Raw genomic sequence first — 24,835 nt, 5'->3', positions numbered from 1 at the left:
CCCCGTCCGGGCCCGAGCGCCGCCATGATCGACGTCACCATCGCCAATTTCGAAGCCGAGGTCATCGAAGCCTCCATGCACACTCCCGTGCTGGTGGATTTCTGGGCCCCCTGGTGCGGGCCCTGCAAGGTCATCGGGCCCATCCTGGAGAAGCTGGAGATCGAATACGCCGGCCGTTTCAAGCTGGTCAAGATCGATTCCGACCAGGAGCAGCAGCTGGCCGCGGCCTTCGGCATCCGCAGCATTCCCACCTGCGTGCTGCTCAAGAATGGCCAGCCGGTGGACGGCTTCATGGGCGCTTTGCCCGAGGGCCAGCTCAAGGCTTTCCTCGACAAGCACGTGCCCAGCGTGGGCGAGGTCGAGGCCGAGGAAGAGGAAGCCGCCGCGCAGGAGGCCCTGGCGGATGGCGATGTCGAGGCCGCGCTGGAGCGGCTGCAGCAGGCCGTCAAGGCCGACCCGGCCAACGACGACGCGCGCTTCGACCTCGTGAAGCTGCTGCTCGAACTCGGCCGCGACGACGACGCCAAGGTGGCCTTCGCACCCGTGATCGCCAAGGCCGACGGCGTGCGCCGCCTCGATTCGCTCAAGCGCTGGATGGCCGCGCGCGATGAGCAGGCCACGGTGGCCGACCCGAACGCGCGCATGGCCGAACTGCAGGCCGCCATCGCGGCCAACAAGCGCGATTTCGCAGCGCGCCACGCGCTGGCGCAACTGCTGTTTGCACACGGTCAGTGGACGGCCGCGATGGACGAACTGCTGGAGATCCTGATGCGCGACAAAGCCTGGAACGAGGAGCTGGCGCGCAAGACCTACATCGCGATCCTCGATGTGATCGAGCCGCCCAAGCCCAAGGTGGCCGAAGGCCAGGTGCCGCCGGAAGACCCGACGGTGGCAACCTACCGTCGCCGGTTGTCCAGCGCCGTGTTGAGCTGAGGCCTGCGCCTCAGCCCACCAGCCGGGTGAGTGCCTCGCGGTACTTCTCGGCGGTTTTCTCGATCACCTCGCGCGGCAGGCGCGGCGCGGGCGGGGTCTTGTCCCAGGGCTTGCCGTTGACCTTGGCGGCCTCCAGCCAGTCGCGCAGGAACTGCTTGTCGTAGCTGGGTGGGTTGCTGCCCTCGGCATAACTCTCAGCCGGCCAGTAGCGCGAGCTGTCGGGCGTGAGCACCTCGTCCATCAGCACCACGTTGCCGGCCTTGTCGAGGCCGAACTCGAACTTGGTGTCCGCGATGATGATGCCTTTCTCGAGCGCGATGGCTGCTGCGGCCTTGTAGAGCGCGATTGCGGTGTCGCGGATCTTGGCCGCCACCTCGGCGCCCACCATGGACACCGACTTTTCGTAGGTGATGTTCTCGTCGTGCTGGCCCATCTCGGCCTTGGCCGCGGGCGTGTAGATCGGCTCGGGCAGTTTCGACGCGTTCTTCAGGCCCTCGGGCAGCGGCACGCCGCAGACCGAGCGGCTCTCCTGGTATTCCTTCCAGCCGCTGCCGGCCAGGTAGCCGCGCACCACGGCCTCCACCGGAATCGGTTTGAGGCGCTGCACGAGCATGGAACGGCCGCGAACCTGCTCGCGCTCGGCCGGCGCGACCACGCTTTCGGGGTCCTCGCCGGTGAGGTGGATCGGGCAGATGTTCAGGCCCTTCGGACCGAGGCGATCAAACCAGTGCAGCGAGAGCCGGGTGAGCAACTCGCCCTTGCCCGGAATGGGCTCGCCCATGATCACGTCGAACGCGCTGATGCGGTCGGAGGCGACCATCAGGATACGGTCGTCGCCGACGGCGTAGTTGTCGCGCACCTTGCCGCGCGCAAGCAGCGGCAACGACGTGAGGTTGGAGGTGTGCAGGGCGGAGGTCATGGCGCGGTGGAATCCGGAAGGCGAGAAAAAAGGCCCGTTGAACGCTCAACGGGCCTTGTGCAGTTCGCCGGGATTATCGCAAGTTGGCGCGGCGAGCGGAAATCACTTGGCGGCCAGCCCCAGGCGCTCGATCAGCGCCTTGTCCTTGGCGAAGGTTTCGGTGGCCCATTTGCGGTAGTCCTCGCCATTGCGGTACCACACGGCCTGGTTGAGCTGGCCCAGCACCTCCATGTGCTTGGGGTCGTCCATGGCCTTCTTGAAGGCGTCGTGCAGCGTCTTGACGACGGCCGGGTCCATGCCCTTGGGGCCGGCCAGGCCGTAGGGCGAGGTGGACACCACGCCATAGCCCAACTCCTGTGCGGTGGGCACCTCCGGCCAGCGCTGGGTGCGCTGCTCGCCGAAGGTGACCAGCAGGCGCATCTGGCCGCCATCGACGTACTTGTCCCAGCCACTGGCGTCGCTTTGCGCCATCACGTGGCCACCCAGCAGTGCGGCCTGCAGGTCGGCGTTGCCCTTGAAGGGCACGTGCACGAGCTTGACCTTGGCGTTGCCAGCCAGTTCCTCCATCAGCAGGTGCGGGCTGCTGCCGGTGCCGGTGGAGCCGTAGTTGATCTCGCCGGGTTTCTGCCGCGCGGCCTCGATGTAGTCCTTGAAGGTCTTGTAGGGCGAGTCGGCCTTCACCGTGAGGCCGAAGGTGTAGCCCGAGACGCCGATGATGTAGGTGAAGTCGTTGAGTGGGTCCCAGTTGGTCTTCTGCATGTGCGGCATGCGCAGCAGGCCGAGCGGGAATTGCGAGATGGTGTAGCCGTCGGGTTTCGCCGTCTGGGCCATGCTCGCAGGCCCGAGCGTGCCGCCGGCGCCGGGGCGGTTCTCGATCGTGATTGGCTGGCCGAGGTGGCGGCTGGCGATCTCTGCCAGCGTGCGCATGTGGCGATCGGTCGAGCCGCCCGCGGGCCACGGCACGATGAGCGTGATGGGGCGGCTGGGGTAGGCCTGCGCATGCGCCGACACCCAGGGGGCAGCGCCGCTGCCGGCGGCGACGCCGGCCAGCAGCAGGGTGCGGCGGCGGATGGTGGGTGGGTTCGCTTTTGTCATGCTGTCGTCTCCTTGCTGGGTGGGCTGCCGGTTGGCGAGGGTTGCCGCGCAACGCACGGCGAGGGGTTTCACGATGGGCCGGTGGCGTCGCGCGCGGCCTGCTGTTCCTGCAGTTCGCGCCACATCACCTTGCCGCTGCCCGAGCGGGGCAGCGACTCCACGAATTCCACGATGCGCGGGCTCTTGTAGGCGGCCATGTGGCCGTGCGCCCAGTCGATGACGTCTTGCTCGCTGACCTTGCCGCGTTGCCCGGGGCGCAGCACCACGAGCGCCTTGACGGTCTCGCCGCGGCGCGGATCGCGCGCACCGATCACGCAGGCTTCCTGGATGGCCGGGTGGTGGTACATCAGCGCTTCCACCTCGGCCGGCCAGACCTTGTAGCCGCTGGCGTTGATCATGCGCTTCAAGCGGTCGGTCATGAAGAAGTAGCCTTCTTCGTCGACGTGGCCCAGGTCGCCGGTGCGCAGGAAGCGCTTGCCGTCGATGTCGATGAAGGCGTCCTGCGTGGCCTGCGGATTGCGCCAGTAGCCCTGCATGATCTGCGGTCCGTGCACCACGATTTCGCCGGTGGCGCCCGCGGGCTGTTCGGCCAGCGTGGCGGGGTCGATCACGCGGGCGTCGACGTCGAACACCGGCAGGCCCAGGCACTGCGGCTTGGGCCGGTGCAGCGGGTTGATATGCGTGGCGGCCATGGTCTCGGTCATGCCATAGCCCTCGATGTAGTCGCGCCCGGTAAGGGCCTTCAGGCGTGCGGCCAGCGCATCGGGCATGGCCGCACCACCGCCGCGCACGCAGGCCAGGCTCGAGAGGTCGAAGCGCTCGAGCTGCGGTTGCGCGAGGAAGTCGATCACCATGGTCGAGATCGCCTGCCACATCGTCACGCGATAGCGCGCCATGCAGATCGCCGCGGCCTCGCGGTCCCAGCGCGCCAGCACCACGATCGTGGCGCCCGCGTACAACGGGCCGTTGAGGCTGCCGGCCAGCCCGGTGACGTGAAAGAAGGGCAGCACCGAGAGGCAGACCGCATCGGCCGTGGTGCCGAACCATTGCACCCCGCCCACCAGCGTGGCCATCACGCTGCGGTGGGTGTGCATGCAGCCCTTGGGCTTGCCGGTGGTGCCCGAGGTGTAGGGCATGGCGCAGAGGTCGTCTGGTCCTGCGGTGAGCGGGCCCGGGGTGTGGGCGCTGGCCACGGCATCGGCCCAGGCATGCAGGCGCGGATCGTCCAGCGCGGCGCGCGGTGCGCTCACGAACTCGGGCACGCGCAGCTCCGTCGGTGCGCGCAGGTGGTCGCTGTAGGTGGCCACCACCACGTGGTGCAGGCCGTCGGCGCCGGCCTCGGCCAGCAGGGGCTGCGCTTGCGCCAGCAAGTCCTGCGCGACGAAGGCCACGCGCGCGCCGCTGTCGTCGACGCAATGGCGCAACTCTTCGGTGCGGTTCATGGGGTTCACCGGCACCACCACCGCGTTGGCGCGCAGGATGGCGTAGAACGCCAGCGCCCACTGGGGACTGTTCTGCAGGCACAGCAGCACGCGATCGCCCGCCTGCACGCCACACACCTGCTGCAGGTAACCGGCCAGCAACTCCGCTTCGCGCTGAAAGGCGACGTAGCTGAGCGCGGTGTCGTAGAAGACGGTGAAGGTCTTCTCCGGATGCCGCGCGACCGACGCCGCCAGATTGGCGTAGACGTTGGTGGCCGGCAGCGCCAGGTGGCGCGGCAGGCCGGGTGGCCAGTGGTCGGCGGGTGGCGTGGGCATGGCGGGCTTGAAGCTATTCCGCTGATCGGAAAAACGATCGGGGACAGTCAATATGCGGCGGTACCAGAGGTAACGTCAACCTGACTCAGGGAAATCGAGCATCCGTTGCGACCCGGCACTTCGGGAAAATTCCGAACAGCGGAATATCACAGAACGCGACGGACCCGATATTCCGATCTGCAGAAAAGGACAAGCCATGGGCCGCCAGCGCCACACCGCTTCACCCCCGCTCGCCGATGCCGACCCCGCGCAGGACCGCCGCTTCGTTACCGCGTTGGCGCGCGGGCTCACGGTGCTGCGCTGCTTCGGCCCGGCCGATCGCTGGCTGGCCCACCAGGAGCTCGCGCGCCGCACCGGTTTGCCGCAAGCGACGGTCTCGCGCCTCACGTTCACGCTCACGAGCCTGGGTTACCTGCGTCACCGCGCGGCCACGGGCGAGTACGCGCTCAGCCCGGCGGTGCTCTCGCTGGGCTTCAGCGTGCTGTCGAACTTCCAGATCGGGCGCATCGCGCGGCCGTTCATGGAGGCGCTGGCCGAGCACACGCAGGCCGCCATTTCGCTCGGCGTGCGGCACGACACCTCGGTGGTCTACGTGGCGCATTGCCGCAGCACCGCACGTCTCATCCTTGGCCTGGACGTGGGCACGCGCCTGCCCTTTGCCGAGACCGCCATGGGCCGTGCGATCTGGTGCGCGTCCACGCCGGGCATGCAGGCGCTCATCGCGCGCCGGCTACAGGCCGAGGACCCGGTGCGCTGGCCCGCGCGCGAGGCGGGGCTCAGCCGTGCGGAGGCGGAGCACGCTGTGCGCGGCTATGCGGTGTCGGCCTCGGAGTGGGAGCAGGACATTGCGGCCATCGGCGTGGGGCTGGACCTGGGCGACGGCCGCGAGGCACTCTCACTCACCGTGGGCGGGCCGGCCGCGCGCCTGCAGGGCGCCTTGCTGCATGAGGACTTCGCGCCCGCGCTGATCCGCACCGGGCGCGAGATCGTCGCGGCGATCCAGACCGCGGCCTGGGAGGACTGAGGCGTCACGACCGGGCACCATGAAAAACGCCACCGCCGGCGGTGCCGCAGCGGTGGCGCGTTGGGGCTTCGCGGTGAATCAGTTCACAACCTGGGCCAGTTCGCCCTTGGCGTATTTGCCCGCCACCACCTGCAGCGGCTCGCCCTTGATCTTGCCGGCCTGGCCTTCGCAGCCGAACTCGATGTAGCGCTGCTTGCAGACTTGCTTGGCGGCTTCGCGCGCGGGCTTGAGCCACTCACGGGCGTCGAACTTGTCGGGGTTCTCGGCCAGGAACTTGCGCACCGCGCCGGTCATGGCCAGGCGGATGTCGGTGTCGATGTTGATCTTGCGCACGCCGAACTTGATGGCCTTCTGGATCTCCTCGACCGGCACGCCGTAGGTTTCCTTCATCTTGCCGCCGTACTGGTTGATCTGCGCCAGCAACTCCTGCGGCACGCTGGAGGAGCCGTGCATCACCAGGTGGGTGTTGGGCAGGCGGCGGTGGATCTCCTGAATGCGGTCGATGGCCAGGATGTCGCCCGTGGGCTTGCGGGTGAACTTGTAGGCGCCGTGGCTGGTGCCGATGGCGATGGCCAGGGCGTCGAGCTGGGTCTTCTTCACGAAATCGGCAGCCTGCTCGGGGTCGGTGAGCAGTTGTTCGCGCGTCATGGTGGCGTCGGTTCCGTGGCCGTCTTCCTTGTCACCCTTCATGGTTTCCAGGCTGCCCAGGCAGCCCAGCTCGCCCTCGACGGTGACGCCGAGTTTGTGGGCCATCTCCACCACCTTCTTCGTCACGTCGACGTTGTAGTCGTAGCTGGCGATGGTCTTGCCGTCGGCCTCGAGGCTGCCGTCCATCATCACCGAGGAAAAGCCGAGGTCGATCGCGCCGCGGCACACGTCGGGGCTTTGTCCGTGGTCCTGGTGCATCACGAGCGGGATGTGCGGGTACATCTCGATCGCGGCCTGGATCAGGTGCTTGATGAAGGCCTCGCCCGCGTACTTGCGTGCGCCAGCGCTGGCTTGAAGGATGACCGGGGCACCCACCTCGTTGGCGGCCATCATCACGGCCTGCACCTGTTCGAGGTTGTTCACGTTGAACGCCGGGATGCCATAGCCGTTGGCAGCGGCGTGGTCGAGCAGTTCGCGCATGGAGACGAGGGCCATCGGGAGTTCCTTCGAAGGGTTCGGGTGGGCGAGGCGGCAGCCCGCCGGGCTGCATGGACAGCCGACGATTCTAGCTTTGGGCCCTTCGTCAGGACCGATCCGGGGAGCCCATGAAGCCGGCGAGCCGGTCCAGTGTCGGGGCCAGCGGCCGCAGCGGCGGCGCCAGCGTGGCGACCAGCGTGGCGTGACTCACCCGTGGCAGCAGTGCGTGTTGCACCGACACGCCGCGCGCCTGCAGCGCGCTGGCCAGCGCCACCGTGTTGCGCTGAGGCTCCACCAGTGGGTCCTTCAGCGGCGCCAGCAGCAGAGCGGGCGGTGCCGGCCCGCGCAGGCGCTCGGCGTGGAACAGCGGCTGCGAGTCGACGGGGGTGTCGGGCCAGTTGAAGGCCGTGCGCGTTTGCGGCTGCACGATGGGCAGGAAGTCGTACGGTCCGGCGAGGCCCGCCCAGCCCGCGAGCTGTCCCGGCGCCATGCCTGCCTCGAGCAACCAACGCGGGTCAAGCGCGAGCATGGCCGCGTTGTAGGCACCTGCGCTGTGGCCGCAGACGAACAAGCGGGCCGGATCGGCGCCGAAATCGCGTGCGCGCTCTTGCGCCCAGCGCAGCGCACGGGCGCTGTCGCGCACGAAGGCCGGGTAGCGCACCGCGGGGCTGAGCCGGTAGTCGGGCACCAGCGTGACGATGCCGCGCGAGGCCAGGGCTTCACCGACGAAGCGGTAGTCGGCGCGCTCACCGGTGGTCCAGCTGCCGCCATAGAAGAACACGGCGATGGGGGCAAGCGGCAGCGGCTTTACGGGCAGGTAGACATCCAGCCGTTGGCGCGGATCGGGCCCATAGGCTTGGTCGGGCACGCGGGTGTGGGTGTCGGAGGGCACCAGCGCGTCGATCACGCGCAGTGGCGAACAGGCCTGCAGCAGTGGCAGCAGGCCCAGGGCGGTGAGTCCGCGGCGGATGAGATCGGGCATCAATGGATTACGCCATCGAAGCGCTGCCCGATGCGCTCGGTGCGACAAATCGTCACAACCCGTGGGGAACCTCGGGGCGCCGGCGCCGACCCTTTCTGGTTTGCCCAAAGAAAGGAGTTGCCATGTTTCCCCGCCATCCCCGCTTCGCGTCGCTGGGCGCCGTCCTGCTGCTTGTGCCTCTGCTGGCGCCAGCCCAGGTCACGCTCAAGCCCGACGGGCAGTGGCGTTACCTGCTGACCGCGGGTGCCAACGTCTCCTCAGGCAACAACGACGCCGGCTCGCTGAACTTGTCGGCCGAAGGCGCGCGCCAGACCACGCAGGACAAATGGACCTGGGACGCCCGCGCCGACCGCGCGCGCAGCAACGGCGCCGACACCATCGAACGCTATGGCCTGCGCACCCAGTACAACCGCGATTTCGGCGTCGACTGGTTCGGCTTCGGTGCCGCCGAATGGCAGCGCGACCGCCTGGCCAACATCGCGGCGCGCTACTCGGTGGCCGGCGGTGTGGGCCGCCACCTGTGGCACGACGACGGCGGCTTCTTCGATGTGTCGGTCGGTCTGGGCTACACCCAGGACCGCTACCTGGCGCCGATTGATGTCGCCGGCGCTGTGCGCGACCGTTACGGGCGCGCCGAGCTGGTGCTGGCCGAGGAATCGAGCCACAAGCTCACCGACACCACCAGCCTGCGACAGAAGCTCACGCTCTATCCCGACCTGCGCGAACGCAGCAAGTACCGTGCGGTGCTGGACACTGGTCTGACGGTGGCGATGACGCAGCGCATCAACCTGTCGGCAGGCCTGAGCTACCGCTACGACAGCGACCCGGGTGTCGGCATCGAGAAGGGCGATCTCACGTTCGTGACCGGCATCTCGATGCGCATCGACTGAGCACCGTGCCTCAGCTGGCGCGGCAGATCTTGAGCGTATTGGTGCCGCCCGGCTGGCCCATGGGCTCGCCCACGGTGATGGCGTACACGTCGCCCGCCTGCACGATGCCGCGTTTCTTCAGGTGCGCCTCGGCATCGGCCAGCGCGTTGTCGCGATCGACGTTGGTCTCCATCAGCAGCGGGCGCACGTTGCGGTACAGCGTCATGCGGCGCTGGGTGGCCAGGTTGGGCGTCATCGCGTAGATGGGGGTGCGCACGATGTGCCGGCTCATCCACAGCGCGGTGGAGCCCGAATCGGTGAGCGCGACGATGGCCTTGGCCCCCAGGTGGTGCGCGGTGAAAAGCGCGCCCATGGCGATGCTGTGGTCGATGCGGGTGAAGGTCTTGCCCTGGAAATCCGCGCCGAGTTCGTGCAGGTCGGCCTTCTCGGCCTCAAGGCAGATGGCGGCCATCTGCTCCACCGTTTCCAGCGGGAACTTGCCGGCCGCGGTTTCGGCGCTGAGCATCACCGCGTCGGTGCCGTCGAGCACGGCATTGGCCACGTCGCTCACCTCGGCGCGTGTGGGCACGGGGTTCACGATCATGCTCTCCATCATCTGTGTGGCGGTGATCACGACCTTGTCCATCTCGCGTGCCAGGCGAATCATGTGCTTCTGCAGTGCGGGTACGGCAGCGTTGCCCACCTCCACCGCCAGGTCGCCGCGCGCGACCATGATGCCGTCGGACACCTTGAGGATGTTGGCGAGTTCGGGGATGGCTTCGGCGCGTTCGATCTTGGCGATCAGGCCTGGCTTGTGGCCACCACCGGCCACCGCGCAGAGCTGCCGTGCGAGCTCCATGTCGGTGGCGTTCTTGGGGAAGCTCACCGCCACGTAGTCGGCCTTCAGGCCCATGGCGGTCTTGATGTCGTCCATGTCCTTGGCGGTGAGCGCAGGCGCGGTGAGGCCGCCGCCCTGTTTGTTGATGCCCTTGTTGTTGGAGAGCTCGCCGCCGAGCTTGACGGTGGTGTGCACCGCCGGGCCCTGCACTGCGTCCACCGTGAGCACGATCAGACCGTCGTTGAGCAGCAAGGTGTCGCCGGGCTTCACATCGCGCGGCAGCTCTTTGTAGTCCAGGCCCACGCCGAGCGCGTCGCCGGGCTCGTTGCGAGCGGCGTCCAGCACGAACTTGGCGCCCGGCACGAGCTGCACCTTGCCCTCGGCGAACTTGCCGACGCGGATCTTGGGGCCCTGCAGGTCGGCCATGATGCCAACCTCGCGGCCCGCGCGCTGCGCGGCCTCGCGCACGAGGTTGGCACGGTCGATGTGGTCCTGCGCGGTGCCGTGCGAGAAGTTCAGGCGCACCACGTTCACGCCGGCGCGGATCATGGCTTCAAGCAGGGCGGGGTCGCTGGAAGCCGGGCCGAGGGTGGCGACGATCTTGGTGGCGCGCGTGGGCATGGGGGGCAGTCTCCTGTGGATGTGTGGGCGGCCGGAGGGTCCGGCCATGTAACTCGGTTTCAATTATGGGTGGAACCGGTTACCTCGGGGTTACCAACGGCGCGGGCTGGCAGTTCGGCGTCGATGCGCGTGCCCTCGCCGGGGGCGCTGCGCACCAGCAGTTGCCCGCTGTGCGATTCCACACGCACGCGCATGCCGAGCAGGCCGTGGTGTCCCGCCGGCACGCTCTCGGTGTCGAAACCCCGGCCGTCGTCATGCACCCGCACCCGCACGCGATCACCCGCCTGCGACAGGTGAACCTGCACGTGGCGCGCGTGCGCGTACTTGCTCACGTTGGTGAGCGACTCCTGCACCAGCCGGTAAGCGGTCAGCTCGGCGTTCTCGTCGAGATCGACAGATGAAAAATACGTGTCGATGGCGATGCCCAGGGCCGCAGCGGTGTCGCGGCACAGCACTTCCAGTGCCGGGATCAGGCCGAGTTGGTCGAGCGAGGACGGTCGCAGGTTCTCCACGATGCGTCGCTTGACCGCGATGCCCTCGTTGAGGCGCTGCTCGATGCCGGCCACGCGCTCCAGCGCCAGCGACGGCACCTCGGGCACGCGGCGCAGCCGCGCGATCTCCAGCTTCATGGCGGTGAGCAGGCCGCCCATTTCGTCGTGCAGTTCGCGCGCCACCCGGCCGCGCTCGTCTTCGCGCGCCCTCACGTGGTGGCTCGCGAGGTTGCGCAGCGCGGTGGTGCGCAGGGCCACCTGGCGTTCCAGCGAATCGCGCTCGCTGCGCAGCTGCTGGGCGTGCGCCACGCGGCTCGCGTGCAGCACCGCGTTCTGGCGCAGGAAGAACACGTAGGCCAGCAGCCCCAGCATCGCCAGGCCATGCACCGTGAAGCGCCCGACCGCCAGCGTGCGGTAGATCGCCACGCGTTCGGCGGCGATGCGGCGCTCCTCGGTGACCAGCAGCACATCGGCCGCGCGGCGCACCGCTTCCATCTTCTCGCGGCCGATATCGGTGAGCACCAGGCCCTGCCAGGCCTGGTGCGAGCCGGCGTCATAGAGCGCGATCGTTTCGGCCGCCTCCGAGACCTTCTGCAGCGCACGCTCATGCAAGGCGTCGACCAACTGCAACAGTTCGGGGTCGTTGCGGTAGTGCTCGCGCAGCCGGCTCACCGCGTTGTCGAGTTCGTTGGCCGCGTTGCGGTAGGGTGCCAGGTACTGCTGCCGCCCGGTGAGCAGGTAGCCGCGTTGCGCGGACTCCAGATCGAGCATGCTGCGCACCACGTTCTGTGCTGCGGTGCGCGCGATGTCACGACCGCCCAGGTTCACCAGCGACTCCAGGGCGCGCTGGTAGGTCCATTCGGTGCCGGCAAACACGCCCAGTGCCAGCAGCAGCGCCAGGGCCGCGGCCACCGGGGTGCGCCGCAGGGCCTGACGCCATGGCCGGCGCGTGGTGGTATCGGTGGCGCAGGGCGTCAATGCAGCCCACCCGGTGCGGTGGCCGAACCGTCGGCGATGCGTTCGCAGTAGCTGATCAGCTCCTCGAGTTCGCAGGATTTGTCGAACACCCGGTCGGCGCCAAGTTGCGCGCAGCGCTGGCGAATGTCGGGCGTGGCGCGGTTGGTAAGCACCACGCGCCGCGCGCTGAGCCGAGCATCCTGCGCCGCCTTGAGCACACCCAGCCCCGAGCCCGAGAGCAGGTAGATGTCGACGATCATGAGTTCAAAGGGTTGCGCCTGGCGCAGCCATTGCACTGCGTGCGCCTCGTCGCGCGCGTGGCCGATCACCTCGACCCCGGCCAGCTCCTGCAGCGTGGTGGCCAGGTGGTCGTAGATCAGCGGGTTGTCCTCGACGATGAAGGTGCGCAGCGGGATCACGGCGAAAGCGCGGGCGATGGTGGACGGCAAGCCGGGCGGGTGTGCACGTGGCAACGCGCACGAACGCCGCATGATGCCGCGTTCGTGCGCGTCGGCCAATGCCGCTTTGCCGAAGGCGTTGTAGGACGGGTCCTACAACGCCTTCGCAGGTGGCGTCAGCGGATGACGATGTCGTTGCGCACCGCCACCACGCCAGGCACGTTGGCCGCCAGGCGCTCGGCCGTGTTCTTTTCGTCGGCCGACTTGGCAAAGCCCGAGAGTTGCACCGTGCCCTTGAGCGTCTCGACGTTGATGGCCATGGCGCTGACCGTCTTGTCCTCGGCAAAGCGGGTCTTCACGCGCGTGGTGATGGTCGCGTCGTCGATGTAGGAGCCGACGGTCTGCTGGTCACGGGCGACTGCGCAGCCGGTGGTCTGCACCACCATCAGCGCGGCGGCCACGGCGAGCAGCGCGTGCGGGAGCTTGAGCGTGCTCATGGTGTGCTCCTTCAGCCCTGGCCCTGGACGGTCAGGCGGTTGTCGACCTCGATGACGCCTTCCACGGCGCGGGCCAGCGTGGTGGCGCGCTCGCGGGCTTCGGCGCTCGGGGCGGTGCCGCTGAGTTGGACGCGGCCGTTGGTGGTGTCGACGTCGATCGCGAGCGCCTTCAACTGGTCGTCGGCCACCAGGGCGGCGTTGACCTTGGCGGTGATGGTGGCGTCGGCCGCGCCGCGCGCCATGGCGTCGGCGGCGTTGCTGCCCGCGGCCTGCACGTCCTGCGCGGCTTGGCGGGCGTCCTGGCCCATTTGCGTGCCGGCGTTCTGCACCTCGGTCACGGTGCTGTCCAGACGCTGGCCGACGGTGGCGTCTTCCTGTTCGCCGCAGGCCACCACGAGGGTGGAGGCAGCGAGGGCGGCGGCGAGGGCGGTGATGCGGAGTTGGCGGTTCATGGAGAGGCTCCTTCCTTGGGGTTGAACGTCGGCCCGTTGCAGGGCGTCGGGCCGTGGAATGACTGTAGGAAGGCGCGGCCGCGCTGGCTGTCGGCGGTGTCGCCGCGAGCGTGTAGGACAAGGCCTATGTGAGGCGCGCGAGCGGCCTGCTAAATTGGCGCGCCGCGCAACCCCTGGATGAACCGAATGATCAAGGTAGGCATCGTCGACGACCACGCCATCGTGCGCACCGGTCTGCGCCAGTTCCTTGGCGAGCACGTGGACCTGCGCGTTACCGGCGAAGCGAACAACGGCCGCGAGGCGCTGGAACTCGCGCGCAGTGGCGAGGTGGACGTGCTGCTGATGGACTTGTCGATGCCCGAACACGGTGGGATCGATGCGCTGCAGGCGATCAAGGCGCGCTTTCCGGACCTGGCGGTGCTCATCCTGAGTGGTTTCCCCGAGGCGCAATACGCCACGCAGCTCATGCGCCATGGCGCCAGTGGCTACCTCAACAAGGAATGCGCGCCCGAGGAGATCGTCGAAGCGATCCGCGTGGTGGCGCGCGGACGCCGCTACATCAGCCCCGCGGTGGCCGAGCTGCTGGCCGACAACGCATTGGGCGACGCCGACAAGCCAGCGCACGAAGCCTTGTCCGAACGCGAACTGCAGGTCTTCCTGCGCCTGGCCAAGGGCGAGACGGTGGGGGCCATTGCCGAGGGCATGTTCCTGAGCGTGAAGACCGTGAGCACCTACCGATCCCGCGTGCTCGAGAAGCTCAAGCTCGCCAGCAACAGCGACCTCACCTACTACGCCCTGAAGAACGGCCTGATCCAGTGAGGCGCTGCGCGGCGCTCACAGCCAGCGCTCCAGCAAACGGCCCACGCCCTCCATCAGCCGCGAGCCCGGCCCGCGGCGTTCCCAGGCGTCCAGCGTGATCGGGCGTGAGGCCGCGCGATCGCGCTCGAACAGCGCGTTCATCTCGCTGCCAAAGGCTTCGCCCAGCACGATCACGTTGAGCTCATTGTTGGCCACGAAGCTCAGCCAGTCGAGGTTGCTCGACCCCACGGTGGAGAACACGCCGTCGATGACGGCCGTCTTGGCGTGCATCACGGCCTGGTCCATCTCGTGGATCTGCACGCCCGCTTGCAACAGCTGCGTGTAGTACGAACGCCCCGCGTGCAGAGCCAGCGTGGAGTCGCTGCGTCCGGGCAGCACCAACTCCACCGCCACACCCCGCTGCGCCGCGTCGCAAAGCGCCTGCACGAAGTCGGCCCCGGGTGCGAAGTAGGCCATTGTCAGGCGCACCTGCGACTGCGACGCGTCGATGGCGGCGAGCAGCGCGCTGTAGATGCGGTTGCCCTCGTCGCGCGGATCGCTCGCCAGCACCTTGACCACGCGGTCCCCGGGCTCGGGCGCGGCTGCGGGCCGGGTTGAGGTTGGCGGCTCCCCCGGGCAGCCCTGCTCACGCCAGGTGTCCTCGAACACGCGCGCGATGGCCGGCACCACCGGGCCGCGCAACTCGATCTGCGTGTCGCGCCACCCGTCGTCCAGCGCGGCGCCGGGTTCGCTGGCGGGTGCCCGGCGGCGCCATGAGCCGGAGCCTGAGCCGTAGACCCGGCTGATGTTGATGCCGCCGGTGAAGGCCACCGACTGGTCCACCACCATGAGCTTGCGGTGGTCGCGGTGCGTGATGCCCCAATGCCCCGGGCGGCGTACAGGGTTGACGGGGTTGAACTCGCACACCCGCACGCCGCCGTCGGTGAGGTGCTGAAAGAACTCGATCGGCGTGGTGATGGATCCCACCGCGTCGTAGATCACAGCGACCGCCACGCCCTCGGCTGCGCGCTGCAACAGCAGTTCGGCGACCTCGGCCGCGACGCCGCTGTCTTCGAAGATGTAGCTCTGCAGCAGCACGCGCTCGCGTGCGCTGGCAATGGCCGCCTTCATGGCGCCGAAGGTGGCCGGTCCATCCACCAGCAGCCGCGTGCGGTTGCCGCGGTAGAGGTCGGCGTCGCCGCTGCGCGTGAGCGTGCGCAGTTGGTGCACGAAGCGTTCACGCGCGCCCTCGGCCGCCACACCGCGCAGCGTCTCGCGCCGTGCCTCGGGCGTGAGCGAGCCCTGCGCGCCCCGCACCTGAACCCGCCCCGGTGCAGCGGTCGCTTCGGGTTGGCGAGGCGGCAGGCTGGTGCAGGCCCCCAGCAGCAGCGCCGACAACAGGCACGGCAACCAGGCCCCCGCGCTGGCGCGGCCTTCTCGGGCTGGCGCAGGTGGGTGTCCGGTCGGCGTTGCCTGGCGTTCTTCGTCGGGGCACATGGCGGGCGGCATTGGTGGCTTCGTTGCCAGTGTGGCGCGCGCAGGCCCCACCGGATGTCGGCGGGCGATGGGCGTCGCTGTCGGCCGTGTCCTACCCGGCAGGGCGCATTGCGCCGACAGCCAGCGCGGTGCCCGCTGCCTACAGTGGCTTCACCGCGGCGAACACGCCGCCTTTCAGGAGCCAGCCATGCTGCACTACGCCGTCGTCTTCTTTGTCATCGCCCTCATCGCCGCCCTGCTGGGCTTCGGCGGCCTCGCCGCCGGGGCTGCCGGCATCGCCAAGATCCTTTTCCTGGTGTTTCTGGTGATGGCGCTGGTCAGCTTCATCGCTGGTGTGATGCGGCGGTGACCGGATTCATCATATGAAAAACCATAATTCGAAATTGATCATCATTCGAATTCATATATAATGCCGGGCTCCACCCCATCATCAACCCCGCGTGCACCCCGTGCCACGGTGTGGGGGGAGCCCCGGTTCTGCCGGGCGCCACCGGTCGCATCGTCGATCACCGGCGATTCGCTTCCCGCCCGGCCCGCCCCCGGCAGGCCGCCCGCCTCGGACGTGCACCGGCCGATCGTCGCCATCCCCCCGCTGTTTCCTGGCCCTGTCCGGCGCTGCCCGGCCCGGCCCGTATTCCCGAAGCACTGACCCGACGGCGATCGGCCATCCGAACAGGAGGGCAGAACCGCCATGTGTGGACTTGCAGGCGAGATCCGTTTCGACAGAGAAGCCATCGACCCCGGCGCCATTGCGCGCATGAACCAATCCCAGCGCGCGCGTGGCCCGGACGGCCAGGGCCTCATGGTTTTCGACCGCTTCGGCTTCGGCCACCGGCGGCTGAAGATCATGGACCTCAGCGACGCGGCCCAGCAGCCGATGTTCGACCCCGGCCTGGGCGTGGGCATCGTCTTCAACGGTGCCGTCTACAACCACAACGCGCTGCGCCAGGAACTGCAGGCCAAGGGCTACCGCTTTCATTCAAGCGGTGATACCGAGGTGCTGCTCAAGGCCTACCACGCCTGGGGCCCGCGCTTCGTCGAACGCCTCAACGGCATGTTCGCCTTCGCGATCTGGGAACGCGACAGCGGGCGCGTGCTGCTCGGGCGCGACCGGCTCGGCATCAAGCCGATGTACCTGGCGCCGGTGCCCGGCGGGCTGCGCTTTGCCTCCACCCTGCCGGCCTTGCTGGCGGCAGGCGGTGTGGACACGGGCATCGACACCGACGCGCTGCACCATTACCTCTCGCTGCACGCCATCGTGCCGCCGCCGCGCACGCTGCTGCGCGGCGTGCGCAAGCTCGCGCCGGGCAGTCTGTTGCACATCGAAGCCGACGGCACGCAGCGCGAAGAGCGCTATTGGTCGCTGAACTTCGAGCGCAGTGCCGAGGAGGAATCGCGCTCGTTCGACGACTGGAAGGCCATCCTGCTCGACGGCCTGCGTGCGGCGGTCAAGCGCCGCCTGGTGGCCGACGTGCCGGTGGGTGCGCTGCTCTCCGGAGGTGTCGATTCGAGCCTGATCGTCGGTCTGATGGCCGAGCAGGGTGTGCCCGGCCTGCGCACCTACAACGTGGGCTTCGAGGACGTGGGTGGCGAGGTCGGCAACGAGTTCGCCTACGCCGACATCGTGGCGCAGCGCTTCGGCACGGTGCACGAGCGCATCTTCGTGCCCGAGGCGCAACTGCTCGACCGCCTGCCCGAGGCCATCGCCGCCATGAGCGAACCCATGGTGAGCCACGACTGCATTGGCTTCTACCTGCTCAGCGAGGCGGTGTCTCGCCACAGCAAGGTGGTGCAAAGCGGCCAGGGCGCCGACGAGGTGTTCGGCGGCTATCACTGGTACCCGAAGCTGTCGGGCAGCGCGCGGCCGGTGGACGACTACGCCGCTGCCTTCTGCGACCGCGACCACGCCGAGATGCGCGCCGTGCTGCAGGACGCGCACCTCGGCGCGGACGCGACCCGCGCCTTCATCGCCGAACGTCTCACCGCGCCCGGAGCCGGCGACCCGGTGGACCAGGCGCTGCGACTGGACACCACCGTGATGCTGGTGGACGACCCGGTCAAGCGAGTGGACAACATGACCATGGCCTTCGGCCTGGAGGCGCGCGTGCCCTTCCTCGACCACGAGCTCGTGGAGCTTGCGGCGCGCATCCCGTCGCGGCACAAGCTCGCGCACGGCGGCAAGGGCATCCTGAAGGAAGCGGCGCGCGCGGTGATTCCGCACGAGGTGATCGACCGGCCCAAGGGCTACTTCCCTGTGCCCGCGCTCAAGCACCTCAAGGGCCGGGTGCTGGAGACGGTGAAGGACGCGTTGCACAGCCGAGCGGCGCGCGAGCGCGGGTTGTTCCGCGCGGACTATGTGCAGCAGCTGCTGGCCGCGCCCAGCGATCACATCACGCCGCTGCGCGGCTCCAAGCTCTGGCAGCTCGGCCTGCTGGAGCTGTGGCTGCAGACCCACCTGCGTTGAAACCGAGGAGACACACGCCATGAGCACCGCCCGCCAGCACGCCCAGCGCGCCCTGCGCCTGGAGCGCTCCGCCCTCCCGCACCAGACCACCGATCGCCGCGATGCCGTGGTGCACTGCGGCTGGGGCCGCCTGATCGGTGGCCACACCTTCACTGACCCGGCCGCCATCGCCCAGGCGCTGCTGCAGGAGGCCCCCGGCGAACGCGATATCGCCTTCTACCTGGACAAGCCGCATGTGGTGGTGTCGCACGCGCCGCAGCAGCTGTTCGTCGATCCGTCGGAGACCTTCCGTCTGCCGCTCAATACCTACACGCCGCAGCGCGCGCGGCGCCAGGGCTTCACCATCCGCCGTCTGCGCTCGCGCGCCGACGTGGCCGCCATCAACGCGATCTACCGCGCGCGCCGCATGGTGCCGGTGGATCCGGCGCGCGTGTGGGGCGAGCGCGCCGATCGCACCACGGTTTACGTGCTCGCCGAGGACCGGCTGAGCGGCGAGGTGCTGGGCGTGGCCATGGGGTTGGACCACGCCGACGCCTTCGGCGACGCCAACCCCGGCGCCAGCCTGTGGGCGCTGGCGGTGGCGCCGCAGGCCAGCCACCCAGGCATCGGCGAGGCGCTCACGCGCTACCTGGCCGAGTTGTTCCTGGCGCGCGGGCGTGCCTTCATGGACCTCTCGGTGCTGCACGACAACGCGCAGGCCATCGCGCTCTACCAGAAGCTGGGTTTCCAGAACATCCCGGTCTTTGCGGTGAAGCGGCGCAACGCCATCAACGAGGCACTGTTCAGCGAGGGCACCGACCGCGACGGCCTCAACCCCTACGCCCGCATCATCGTGGACGAGGCGCAGCGGCGCGGCATCCGGGTCGAGGTGATCGACGCCGAGCAAGGCTACTTCCGCCTCACGCACGGCGGGCGCAGCGTCACCTGCCGCGAGTCGCTGAGCGAACTCACGAGTGCGGTGGCCATGAGTCGCTGTGCTGACAAGCGCGTGACATCGCGCCTGCTGGAACGCGCCGGGCTGGCCGTGCCGGCGCAGACCATGGCGGGTGACCGCGAACACAGCGAGGCCTTTCTGCGCCAGCACGGTGCGATCGTGGTCAAGCCGGTGGACAGCGAGCAGGGCCGCGGCATCGCGGTCAACCTCACGTCGATCGACGAGGTCGAGACCGCGATCGAGCACGCCAGCCATTTCGGTGGCGGCGTTTTGCTGGAGCAGTTCTGCGAAGGGCAGGACCTGCGCATCGTGGTCATCAACCACGAGGTGGTGGCCGCTGCGGTGCGCCAGCCCGCCACCGTGGTGGGCGACGGCCACGCCACCATCGCCGAGCTGATCGAGAAGCAGAGCCGCCGCCGCGCCGCGGCCACCGGTGGCGAGTCGCGCATTCCCGTCGATGGCGAGACGCGGCGTTGCCTGGCAGCGCAAGGCTACGCACTGGGCGATGTGCTGCCCTTCGGCACCGCTCTACCCGTGCGGCGCACCGCCAACCTGCACACCGGCGGCACCATCCACGACGTCACCGATCGGCTTCACCCGGCGCTCAAGACCGCCGCCGAACACGCCAGCCGCGTGCTGGACATCCCGGTCACGGGCCTGGACTTCCTGGTGCCCACCGTCGACGGGCCCGACCACGTGATCATCGAGGCCAACGAGCGACCGGGCCTGGCCAACCACGAACCGCAGCCCACCGCGCAGCGCTTCGTGGACCTGCTGTTCCCCGCCACCGCCCAACCGGAGACCGCGCCATGAGCGAAAAGAACTTCACCCTGCCGCCGCTGGACGAGGCCTACCTCGAAGAGACCCTGCTGCAACTGCTCGCGATCCCGAGCCCGGTGGGTCTGACGGACGCCATCGTGCGTTACGTGGCTGCGCGGCTCGATGCGCTGGGCGTTCCCTACGTCATCACCCGCCGCGGCGCCATTCGCGCCACCCTCAAGGGCCGCGAGCGCCACCCGGCGCGCGCCATCGTGGCCCACTTGGACACGCTGGGCGCCATGGTGCGCGAACTCAAGGACAACGGCCGTGTGGGCATCGTGCCCATCGGCAGTTGGTCCTCGCGTTTTGCCGAGGGCGGTCGGCTCACGCTCTACACCGACACGCAGCAGATCCGCGGCACCTGCCTGCCGCTCAAGACCTCGGGCCACGCCTTCGGCGACGGCATCGACAGCCAGCCCAACAGCTGGGATCACGTCGAGGTGCGGCTGGACATGCCCGCCAGTGGCCGTGCAGAGCTCGAGGCCGCGGGCGTGAACGTGGGCGACTGGATCGCCTTCGACCCGCAGCCCGAGGTGCAGCCCGGCGGCTACATCAACGCGCGCTACCTGGACGACAAGGCGTCAGTGGCCGTGTTGCTGACCGCCTGCAAGGCGCTCAAGGACAGCGGCGCCAGCCTGCCGGTGGACGTGCACCCGCTGTTCACCATCACCGAGGAGGTGGGCTCGGGCGCCTCGGCCGCGCTGCACGGCGACATCGCCGAAATGGTGAGCCTGGACATCGCGATTGCCGCGCCCGGCCAGGGCACCGACGAGCGCGCCGTCACCATCTGCCTGCAGGATCTGTCGGGCCCGTTCGACTACCACCTCTCGCACAAGCTCATCAAGCTCGCGCAAACGCATGGCATTGCGCACCGGCGCGACGTGTTCAAGTTCTACCGCAGCGACTCGGCCGCCGCGGTGGAGGCCGGCAACGACATCCGCACCGCGCTGATCGGCTTCGGTGCCGACGCCTCGCACGCGCAGGAGCGCACGCACATGGATTCGCTGCGCGCGCTCGGTGCGTTGTCGGTGGCCTACCTGATGTCCGAGCCGGTGGCGCGGCGCGACCGTCAAAGCATGGGATCGATCGAGGGCTTCACCGAGCAGCTCAAGCCCGGCGAGATGCAGGTGACCACCACCACGCTGCCCGATCCGCAGGAGTTTCTGGAAGCGAAATCCTGAACCGCGTCAGGCCTTTGCGCGCTCTTCGGCCAGCAAGGGCCGCAACGCCCATAGGCCCAGCGCCGGCCCGATGGCCAGCCAGGGCAGCAGCGCACCCAACGCCACCGACTCGGCCAGCCACACGAACAGCAGGATGCTCACGATGCTGATGCCGAAGCCGATGCTGTTGGTGAGCGTGAGCACGCTGCCCACGGCCTGCGGCGGGGCGTTGCGCGCGGTGAGTGTGCTGAACTGCGGTGAGTCACCCGAGACGGTGATGCCCCAGAGCACGAGCCAGGCGTAGAACAGCGCGTCGGGCGCGCCGATGGCCAGCGGCGTGGCCAGGCAGCAGGCGCCACTGAGTGCGAGCTGCGTGCCCGCCACGCGCGCGCTGCCCCAGCGCTGCGCCACCCAGCCGCCGCCCGCACAACCAATGGCGCCGGCGCCCAGCACCCAGAACGCGGCCCACGACAACTCGGTGCCCGCGAGCCGCGTGGCCAGGATCAGCGGCACCATCACCCACATGGTGTAGAGCTCCCACATGTGGCCGAAATAGCCCAGTACCGAGGAGCGCACGCGCGTGTCCGTCCAAACCGTGCTGAGCGCGCGCCACTGCAATGTGCTCACGCGCGCCACTGCGCCGGGGGCATCACCTAGCGTGGCGTACAGCAGCACCCCGCCCAAGGCCGCCAGCAGCGCCACACCCAGCATCAGCGTGGGCCAGGGCAGGGCATCGCCCAACGCGCGCAGCGCGTGCGCGCTGGCCGAGCCCACCACCAGCGCCGCGATCAACAGGCCCAGTGCACCGCCGAGCCCGCGGCTGTACCACTGCGCGGCGATCTTCATGCCCACCGGGTAGATTCCCGCGAGAAAAAAGCCGGTGGCAAAGCGCCAGGCCAGCAGCGCGTGGTAGTCGCGCACCGTCCACCAGGCACCCACGGTGCAGGCTGCGCCCGCGAGTGCGCACACCAGGAACACCCCTCGCGGGGAGAAACGGTCGGCGATGGCGAGCAGCGCGAACACCAGCGTGCCCGCGATGAAACCGAACTGCAGCGCCGAGGTGAGTGTGCCCACCGCGCTGGTGGCCCAGCCCAGTTCGCGCTGCAGGTCGGGCATGACGGCGTTGACCGCGAACCAAAGCGAGGTGCCTGCGAACTGGGCGAACACCAGCACGGGCAGCACGTGGCGGGGAATGGGGGCGGCGCTCATCGCGCGCAGCTTAGCGGCGCCCGATGCCCGGCGCTGTCGCGCACGCTCGGATGCCGAACTCAGATCCCGCGCGCGCGATCGGCGTGGAAGCGCTGACGGAAAGCGCCGAAGGTGCCGGCGTCCAGCGCCTCGCGCACCTCGCGCATGAGGTTGAGGTAGTAGTGCAGGTTGTGCACGCTCGCGAGCATGGGCCCGAGCATCTCGCCGCAGCGGTCCAAGTGGTGGAGGTAGGCGCGGCTGAAGCCGTCGCGGCCGCCGTCGGCCCAGGCCACACCACTGCTGCCTGCGCATGCGTGGCAGGTGCAGGTTTCGTCGAGCGGCCGGTGGTCGGCCTTGTGCTTTGCGTTGCGGATCTTCAGGTCGCCGTAGCGCGTGAACAGCGTGCCGTTGCGCGCGTTGCGCGTGGGCATCACGCAGTCGAACAAGTCCACTCCGGCGGCCACGCCTTCCACCAGATCCTCCGGTGTGCCCACGCCCATCAGGTAGCGCGGCTTGTGCGCGGGCAGGCGGTGCGGCGTGTGCGCCATGATGCGGCGCATGTCTTCCTTGGGCTCGCCCACGCTCACGCCGCCGATGGCGTAGCCCGGGAAGTCCATCTCGACCAGCGCCTCCAGCGATTCCTGGCGCAGGTGCTCGAACATGCCGCCCTGCACGATGCCGAACAACGCGTTCGGGTTCTCCAGCCGCGCAAATTCGTCCTTCGATCGCTGCGCCCAGCGCCGGCTCATCTCCATGCTCTTGCGCGCGTCGGCCTCGGTGGTGAGATGGCCGTTGGTCTCATAGGGCGTGCACTCGTCCAGCTGCATCACGATGTCGCTGTTGAGCACGGTCTGGATCTGCATGCTCACCTCGGGCGACATGAACAGCTTGTCGCCGTTGACGGGGCTGGCGAAGTGCACGCCTTCCTCGGTGATTTTGCGCATGGCACCGAGCGACCAGACCTGGAAACCGCCCGAGTCGGTGAGGATCGGTTTGTGCCACTGCTCGAAGCCGTGCAGGCCGCCAAAGCTCTTCATGATGTCCAGCCCCGGGCGCATCCAGAGGTGGAAGGTGTTGCCCAGGATGATCTGCGCGCCCATCTCGTGCAGGCTGCGCGGCATGACGCCTTTGACCGTGCCGTAGGTGCCCACGGGCATGAAGATGGGGGTCTGCACCACGCCGTGGTTGAGCGTGAGCGTGCCGCGGCGCGCGTGGCTGGTGGGGTCGGTGGTGAGCAGGTCGAACCGCAGCATGAGGGGCTTTCGTGAGCGGCGGATTGTAAGGAGGCCTCTCACGGAACTTGCGCCGCATCAACTTCGGCGCCCGGCGCCTTCCTAGCATGGGCCATGGGAGTTCATTGCCGTTCGGGCAGTGCGCTTGCTTCAACCCCACTGGAGAACCCCATGAAGAAGACCATCAAGGGCTTGGTGCTGCTGGCCTGCACGCTGGGCGCGGCGTTTGCGCAGGCCCAGGCGCCGCAGGCGCAGATCGACCTCGGCAAGCTGGAGTTCAGCGACAACTGCGCCAGTTGCCACGGCATCGAAGGTAAAGGCAACGGCTCATTGGTCTGGCTGCTGCAGAAGAGCCCGCCCGACCTGACGCAACTGGCGAAGAAGAACGGCGGTGTGCTGCCCGTCAACCGCATGTACGCGGTGATCGAGGGCACGGCGGCCGTGCCCGCCCACGGCGTGCGCGACATGCCGGTGTGGGGCCGCGATTACAGCGTCGAGGAGTCTCAGCGGCTGCGCGAGGCACGCGGCAATTACGACTCGGCCGCGGTGGTGCGTGCGCGCATCCTGACGCTGATCGAATACATCAGCCGGCTGCAGACGCCCTGACGCCTGCCGTTGTCGCCCGCCTCGCTCAGCGCCGCTGCAGCAGCATGGCGTCGCCGTAGCTGAAGAAGCGGTAGCGTTGTGCGATGGCGTGCTGATAGAGCCGCATCACGTGCTCGTAACCCGCGAATGCGCTCACCAGCATCATCAGCGTGCTCTTGGGCAGGTGGAAGTTGGTGATCAGCGCGTCGATCATCTGGAATCGGAACCCGGGCGTGATGAAGATCTGCGTGTCGCCTTCGGTGTGACCGAAGGCGGCCCAGCTTTCCAGTGTGCGCACGGTGGTGGTGCCCACGGCCACCACGCGGCCGCCACGCGCGCGGCAGGCCTCAATGGCGGCGATGGTCTCGGCCGGCACGCGGTACCACTCGGCGTGCATGGTGTGCTCGGCGATGTTCTCTGTCTTGACCGGCTGGAAGGTGCCGGCGCCGACGTGCAGCGTGACCTCGGCGGTGTGAATGCCGCGCGCGCGCAGCGCCGCCAACACGCCGTCGTCGAAATGCAGCGCCGCGGTGGGTGCGGCCACGGCACCGGGGTGCTTGGCAAACACGGTCTGGTAGCGGCGCTCGTCCTCGGCGGTGTCGCCGTGTTCGATGTAAGGTGGCAGCGGCACGTGGCCATATGCCGCCATCAGCGCGTGCGGCTCGCCGCTGAAGCGCAGGCGGAACAGCGCACCATGTTCGTCGGGCCAGCGGCCCAGCAGCTCGGCGGTGAACGCGTGGCCCCCATGCTCCGCCGCTGCGCGGGTCGCTGCCCCCCGAGGGGGCGCGAAATCGCCTTGGGGCGGCCCGGCAGCGATTTCCCCCTGCATGCGCAGCACCGCGCCCACCGGCGGCTTCTTGCTCACCTTCATGTGCGCGACCACCTCGTGGTTCTGCAGCACGCGCTCCACCAGCAGCTCAACCTTGCCGCCACTGGCCTTTTCGCCAAACAGGCGCGCCTTGATGACCTGGGTGTTGTTGAATACCAGGAGATCGCCCGGCGCCAGCAGTGCGGGAAGTTCGCGGAACACGCGGTCCACGGGGGCTGGACCGCGACCGTCGAGCAGGCGCGAGGCGCTGCGCTCGGGTGCCGGGTGCTGGGCGATCAGTTTGGGGGGCAGAGCGAAGTCGAAATCGCTCAGGGTGAAGGCGCGCTGCGCCGTCGGTGCGGAAGACAGTGTCATATCGCTTGAGGGCCGGA

The 24,835-nt window shown here is 68.8% G+C and carries 23 protein-coding genes; 9 read left to right on the top strand and 14 right to left on the bottom strand.

The features are described from left to right. Positions 1-24: 24 nt before the first annotated feature. Positions 25-933 carry a thioredoxin gene (gene trxA / locus M3149_RS05050; RefSeq protein WP_251708240.1) on the top strand — a complete coding sequence of 303 codons (909 nt, stop codon included), beginning with the start codon at positions 25-27 and terminating at the stop codon, positions 931-933. A gap of 10 nt (positions 934-943) precedes the next feature. On the opposite strand, the gene M3149_RS05045 is transcribed toward trxA, so the two are convergent. The 3 genes from M3149_RS05045 to M3149_RS05035 all read right to left on the bottom strand — a co-directional run bounded on the left by M3149_RS05045 (position 944) and on the right by M3149_RS05035 (position 4,704). Next, the gene (locus M3149_RS05045; RefSeq protein WP_251708239.1) at positions 944-1,852 is read right to left on the bottom strand and encodes a phosphoribosylaminoimidazolesuccinocarboxamide synthase; all 909 of its coding nucleotides are present in this window, start codon (positions 1,850-1,852) and stop codon (positions 944-946) included. Positions 1,853-1,954: 102 nt separating this feature from the next. Continuing rightward, a complete protein-coding gene (locus M3149_RS05040) occupies positions 1,955-2,947 on the bottom strand; it encodes a tripartite tricarboxylate transporter substrate binding protein (protein WP_251708238.1) in 993 nt (330 codons plus the stop codon). A gap of 68 nt (positions 2,948-3,015) precedes the next feature. After that, positions 3,016-4,704 carry a long-chain fatty acid--CoA ligase gene (locus M3149_RS05035; protein WP_251708237.1) on the bottom strand — a complete coding sequence of 563 codons (1,689 nt, stop codon included), beginning with the start codon at positions 4,702-4,704 and terminating at the stop codon, positions 3,016-3,018. Positions 4,705-4,900: 196 nt separating this feature from the next. Between M3149_RS05035 and M3149_RS05030 the strand changes: the two genes are divergently transcribed. After that, positions 4,901-5,728 carry an IclR family transcriptional regulator gene (locus M3149_RS05030; RefSeq protein ID WP_251708236.1) on the top strand — a complete coding sequence of 276 codons (828 nt, stop codon included), beginning with the start codon at positions 4,901-4,903 and terminating at the stop codon, positions 5,726-5,728. A gap of 78 nt (positions 5,729-5,806) precedes the next feature. On the opposite strand, the gene fba is transcribed toward M3149_RS05030, so the two are convergent. After that, positions 5,807-6,871, bottom strand: coding sequence for a class II fructose-bisphosphate aldolase (fba, locus tag M3149_RS05025; protein WP_251708235.1), 1,065 nt, complete (start codon positions 6,869-6,871; stop codon positions 5,807-5,809). Between the two features lie 88 nt (positions 6,872-6,959). Then, complete coding sequence (locus M3149_RS05020) at positions 6,960-7,835, bottom strand: alpha/beta hydrolase (protein WP_251708234.1); 876 nt, start codon at positions 7,833-7,835, stop codon at positions 6,960-6,962. A 122-nt stretch (positions 7,836-7,957) separates the two neighbouring features. Between M3149_RS05020 and M3149_RS05015 the strand changes: the two genes are divergently transcribed. Then, positions 7,958-8,725: a DUF481 domain-containing protein gene (locus M3149_RS05015; protein WP_251708233.1), complete on the top strand. Its 768-nt coding sequence runs from the start codon at positions 7,958-7,960 to the stop codon at positions 8,723-8,725. A 10-nt stretch (positions 8,726-8,735) separates the two neighbouring features. On the opposite strand, the gene pyk is transcribed toward M3149_RS05015, so the two are convergent. From pyk to M3149_RS04990, 5 genes are all read right to left on the bottom strand, one after another. Then, positions 8,736-10,163 (bottom strand): pyruvate kinase, encoded by a 1,428-nt coding sequence (gene pyk, locus M3149_RS05010; protein WP_251708232.1) that lies wholly within the window; start codon positions 10,161-10,163, stop codon positions 8,736-8,738. 59 nt (positions 10,164-10,222) lie between these two features. Further along, complete coding sequence (locus M3149_RS05005; RefSeq protein WP_251708231.1) at positions 10,223-11,632, bottom strand: CHASE3 domain-containing protein; 1,410 nt, start codon at positions 11,630-11,632, stop codon at positions 10,223-10,225. Then, positions 11,629-12,060: a response regulator gene (locus tag M3149_RS05000; RefSeq protein ID WP_251708230.1), complete on the bottom strand. Its 432-nt coding sequence runs from the start codon at positions 12,058-12,060 to the stop codon at positions 11,629-11,631. Before M3149_RS05000 ends, M3149_RS05005 begins: the two co-directional genes overlap by 4 nt. A gap of 125 nt (positions 12,061-12,185) precedes the next feature. Beyond that, a complete protein-coding gene (locus M3149_RS04995) occupies positions 12,186-12,506 on the bottom strand; it encodes a BON domain-containing protein (RefSeq protein ID WP_251708229.1) in 321 nt (106 codons plus the stop codon). Positions 12,507-12,517: 11 nt separating this feature from the next. Then, a complete protein-coding gene (locus tag M3149_RS04990) occupies positions 12,518-12,958 on the bottom strand; it encodes a BON domain-containing protein (RefSeq protein ID WP_251708228.1) in 441 nt (146 codons plus the stop codon). Between the two features lie 186 nt (positions 12,959-13,144). On the opposite strand from M3149_RS04990, the gene M3149_RS04985 reads away from it, so the two are divergent. Further along, on the top strand, positions 13,145-13,777 hold the full coding sequence (locus M3149_RS04985; RefSeq protein ID WP_251708227.1) for a response regulator: 633 nt from the start codon (positions 13,145-13,147) through the stop codon (positions 13,775-13,777). A 15-nt stretch (positions 13,778-13,792) separates the two neighbouring features. Here M3149_RS04985 and M3149_RS04980 read toward each other — a convergent pair whose 3' ends face one another. Beyond that, entirely contained in the window at positions 13,793-15,253 is a 1,461-nt protein-coding gene (locus M3149_RS04980) for a phospholipase D-like domain-containing protein (protein WP_251708226.1), read from the bottom strand. A 187-nt stretch (positions 15,254-15,440) separates the two neighbouring features. Here M3149_RS04980 and M3149_RS04975 point away from each other — a divergent pair, with 187 nt between their 5' ends. The 4 genes from M3149_RS04975 to M3149_RS04960 all read left to right on the top strand — a co-directional run bounded on the left by M3149_RS04975 (position 15,441) and on the right by M3149_RS04960 (position 20,651). Further along, positions 15,441-15,602, top strand: a complete 162-nt coding sequence (locus M3149_RS04975) for a DUF1328 domain-containing protein (RefSeq protein WP_251708225.1) — start codon at positions 15,441-15,443, stop codon at positions 15,600-15,602. 342 nt (positions 15,603-15,944) lie between these two features. Next, complete coding sequence (locus tag M3149_RS04970; protein WP_251708224.1) at positions 15,945-17,717, top strand: N-acetylglutaminylglutamine amidotransferase; 1,773 nt, start codon at positions 15,945-15,947, stop codon at positions 17,715-17,717. Between the two features lie 19 nt (positions 17,718-17,736). Next, positions 17,737-19,464 (top strand): N-acetylglutaminylglutamine synthetase, encoded by a 1,728-nt coding sequence (gene ngg, locus M3149_RS04965; protein WP_251708223.1) that lies wholly within the window; start codon positions 17,737-17,739, stop codon positions 19,462-19,464. After that, positions 19,461-20,651 (top strand): osmoprotectant NAGGN system M42 family peptidase, encoded by a 1,191-nt coding sequence (locus M3149_RS04960; protein ID WP_251708222.1) that lies wholly within the window; start codon positions 19,461-19,463, stop codon positions 20,649-20,651. The genes ngg and M3149_RS04960 overlap by 4 nt, the downstream gene beginning before the upstream one ends. 6 nt (positions 20,652-20,657) lie before the next feature. Here the strand turns inward: M3149_RS04960 and M3149_RS04955 are convergent, their stop codons facing one another. Together M3149_RS04955 and tgt are read right to left on the bottom strand one after the other, a co-directional pair. Continuing rightward, positions 20,658-21,839: an MFS transporter gene (locus M3149_RS04955; protein ID WP_251708221.1), complete on the bottom strand. Its 1,182-nt coding sequence runs from the start codon at positions 21,837-21,839 to the stop codon at positions 20,658-20,660. A 59-nt stretch (positions 21,840-21,898) separates the two neighbouring features. Next, the gene (gene tgt / locus M3149_RS04950) at positions 21,899-23,071 is read right to left on the bottom strand and encodes a tRNA guanosine(34) transglycosylase Tgt (RefSeq protein ID WP_251708220.1); all 1,173 of its coding nucleotides are present in this window, start codon (positions 23,069-23,071) and stop codon (positions 21,899-21,901) included. Positions 23,072-23,221: 150 nt separating this feature from the next. On the opposite strand from tgt, the gene M3149_RS04945 reads away from it, so the two are divergent. After that, the gene (locus tag M3149_RS04945; protein WP_251708219.1) at positions 23,222-23,656 is read left to right on the top strand and encodes a c-type cytochrome; all 435 of its coding nucleotides are present in this window, start codon (positions 23,222-23,224) and stop codon (positions 23,654-23,656) included. Positions 23,657-23,681: 25 nt separating this feature from the next. On the opposite strand, the gene queA is transcribed toward M3149_RS04945, so the two are convergent. Beyond that, positions 23,682-24,818: a tRNA preQ1(34) S-adenosylmethionine ribosyltransferase-isomerase QueA gene (gene queA, locus M3149_RS04940; protein ID WP_251708218.1), complete on the bottom strand. Its 1,137-nt coding sequence runs from the start codon at positions 24,816-24,818 to the stop codon at positions 23,682-23,684. Between the last annotated feature and the right edge of the window lie 17 nt (positions 24,819-24,835).

Source organism: Hydrogenophaga intermedia (assembly GCF_023715105.1).
Lineage (GTDB): Bacteria > Pseudomonadota > Gammaproteobacteria > Burkholderiales > Burkholderiaceae_C > Hydrogenophaga > Hydrogenophaga intermedia_A.
The sequence above is the reverse complement of the archived record's forward strand: the minus strand, read 5'-3'. Positions and strand labels throughout refer to the sequence as shown.

What these genes read in the sequence shown, in the direction of transcription:
- M3149_RS05035 (WP_251708237.1), bottom strand. Translation starts at nt 4,704, where the DNA reads ATGCCCACGCCACCCGCCGACCACTGGCCACCCGGCCTGCCGCGCCAC.
- M3149_RS04945 (WP_251708219.1), top strand. Translation starts at nt 23,222, where the DNA reads ATGAAGAAGACCATCAAGGGCTTGGTGCTGCTGGCCTGCACGCTGGGC.
- M3149_RS05020 (WP_251708234.1), bottom strand. Translation starts at nt 7,835, where the DNA reads ATGCCCGATCTCATCCGCCGCGGACTCACCGCCCTGGGCCTGCTGCCA.
- ngg (WP_251708223.1), top strand. Translation starts at nt 17,737, where the DNA reads ATGAGCACCGCCCGCCAGCACGCCCAGCGCGCCCTGCGCCTGGAGCGC.
- M3149_RS04955 (WP_251708221.1), bottom strand. Translation starts at nt 21,839, where the DNA reads ATGAGCGCCGCCCCCATTCCCCGCCACGTGCTGCCCGTGCTGGTGTTC.
- M3149_RS05040 (WP_251708238.1), bottom strand. Translation starts at nt 2,947, where the DNA reads ATGACAAAAGCGAACCCACCCACCATCCGCCGCCGCACCCTGCTGCTG.
- trxA (WP_251708240.1), top strand. Translation starts at nt 25, where the DNA reads ATGATCGACGTCACCATCGCCAATTTCGAAGCCGAGGTCATCGAAGCC.
- tgt (WP_251708220.1), bottom strand. Translation starts at nt 23,071, where the DNA reads ATGCTGCGGTTCGACCTGCTCACCACCGACCCCACCAGCCACGCGCGC.
- M3149_RS04970 (WP_251708224.1), top strand. Translation starts at nt 15,945, where the DNA reads ATGTGTGGACTTGCAGGCGAGATCCGTTTCGACAGAGAAGCCATCGAC.
- M3149_RS04975 (WP_251708225.1), top strand. Translation starts at nt 15,441, where the DNA reads ATGCTGCACTACGCCGTCGTCTTCTTTGTCATCGCCCTCATCGCCGCC.
- M3149_RS04995 (WP_251708229.1), bottom strand. Translation starts at nt 12,506, where the DNA reads ATGAGCACGCTCAAGCTCCCGCACGCGCTGCTCGCCGTGGCCGCCGCG.
- M3149_RS04990 (WP_251708228.1), bottom strand. Translation starts at nt 12,958, where the DNA reads ATGAACCGCCAACTCCGCATCACCGCCCTCGCCGCCGCCCTCGCTGCC.
- M3149_RS05015 (WP_251708233.1), top strand. Translation starts at nt 7,958, where the DNA reads ATGTTTCCCCGCCATCCCCGCTTCGCGTCGCTGGGCGCCGTCCTGCTG.
- M3149_RS05030 (WP_251708236.1), top strand. Translation starts at nt 4,901, where the DNA reads ATGGGCCGCCAGCGCCACACCGCTTCACCCCCGCTCGCCGATGCCGAC.
- M3149_RS04960 (WP_251708222.1), top strand. Translation starts at nt 19,461, where the DNA reads ATGAGCGAAAAGAACTTCACCCTGCCGCCGCTGGACGAGGCCTACCTC.
- queA (WP_251708218.1), bottom strand. Translation starts at nt 24,818, where the DNA reads ATGACACTGTCTTCCGCACCGACGGCGCAGCGCGCCTTCACCCTGAGC.
- M3149_RS04980 (WP_251708226.1), bottom strand. Translation starts at nt 15,253, where the DNA reads ATGTGCCCCGACGAAGAACGCCAGGCAACGCCGACCGGACACCCACCT.
- M3149_RS05045 (WP_251708239.1), bottom strand. Translation starts at nt 1,852, where the DNA reads ATGACCTCCGCCCTGCACACCTCCAACCTCACGTCGTTGCCGCTGCTT.
- pyk (WP_251708232.1), bottom strand. Translation starts at nt 10,163, where the DNA reads ATGCCCACGCGCGCCACCAAGATCGTCGCCACCCTCGGCCCGGCTTCC.
- fba (WP_251708235.1), bottom strand. Translation starts at nt 6,871, where the DNA reads ATGGCCCTCGTCTCCATGCGCGAACTGCTCGACCACGCCGCTGCCAAC.
- M3149_RS04985 (WP_251708227.1), top strand. Translation starts at nt 13,145, where the DNA reads ATGATCAAGGTAGGCATCGTCGACGACCACGCCATCGTGCGCACCGGT.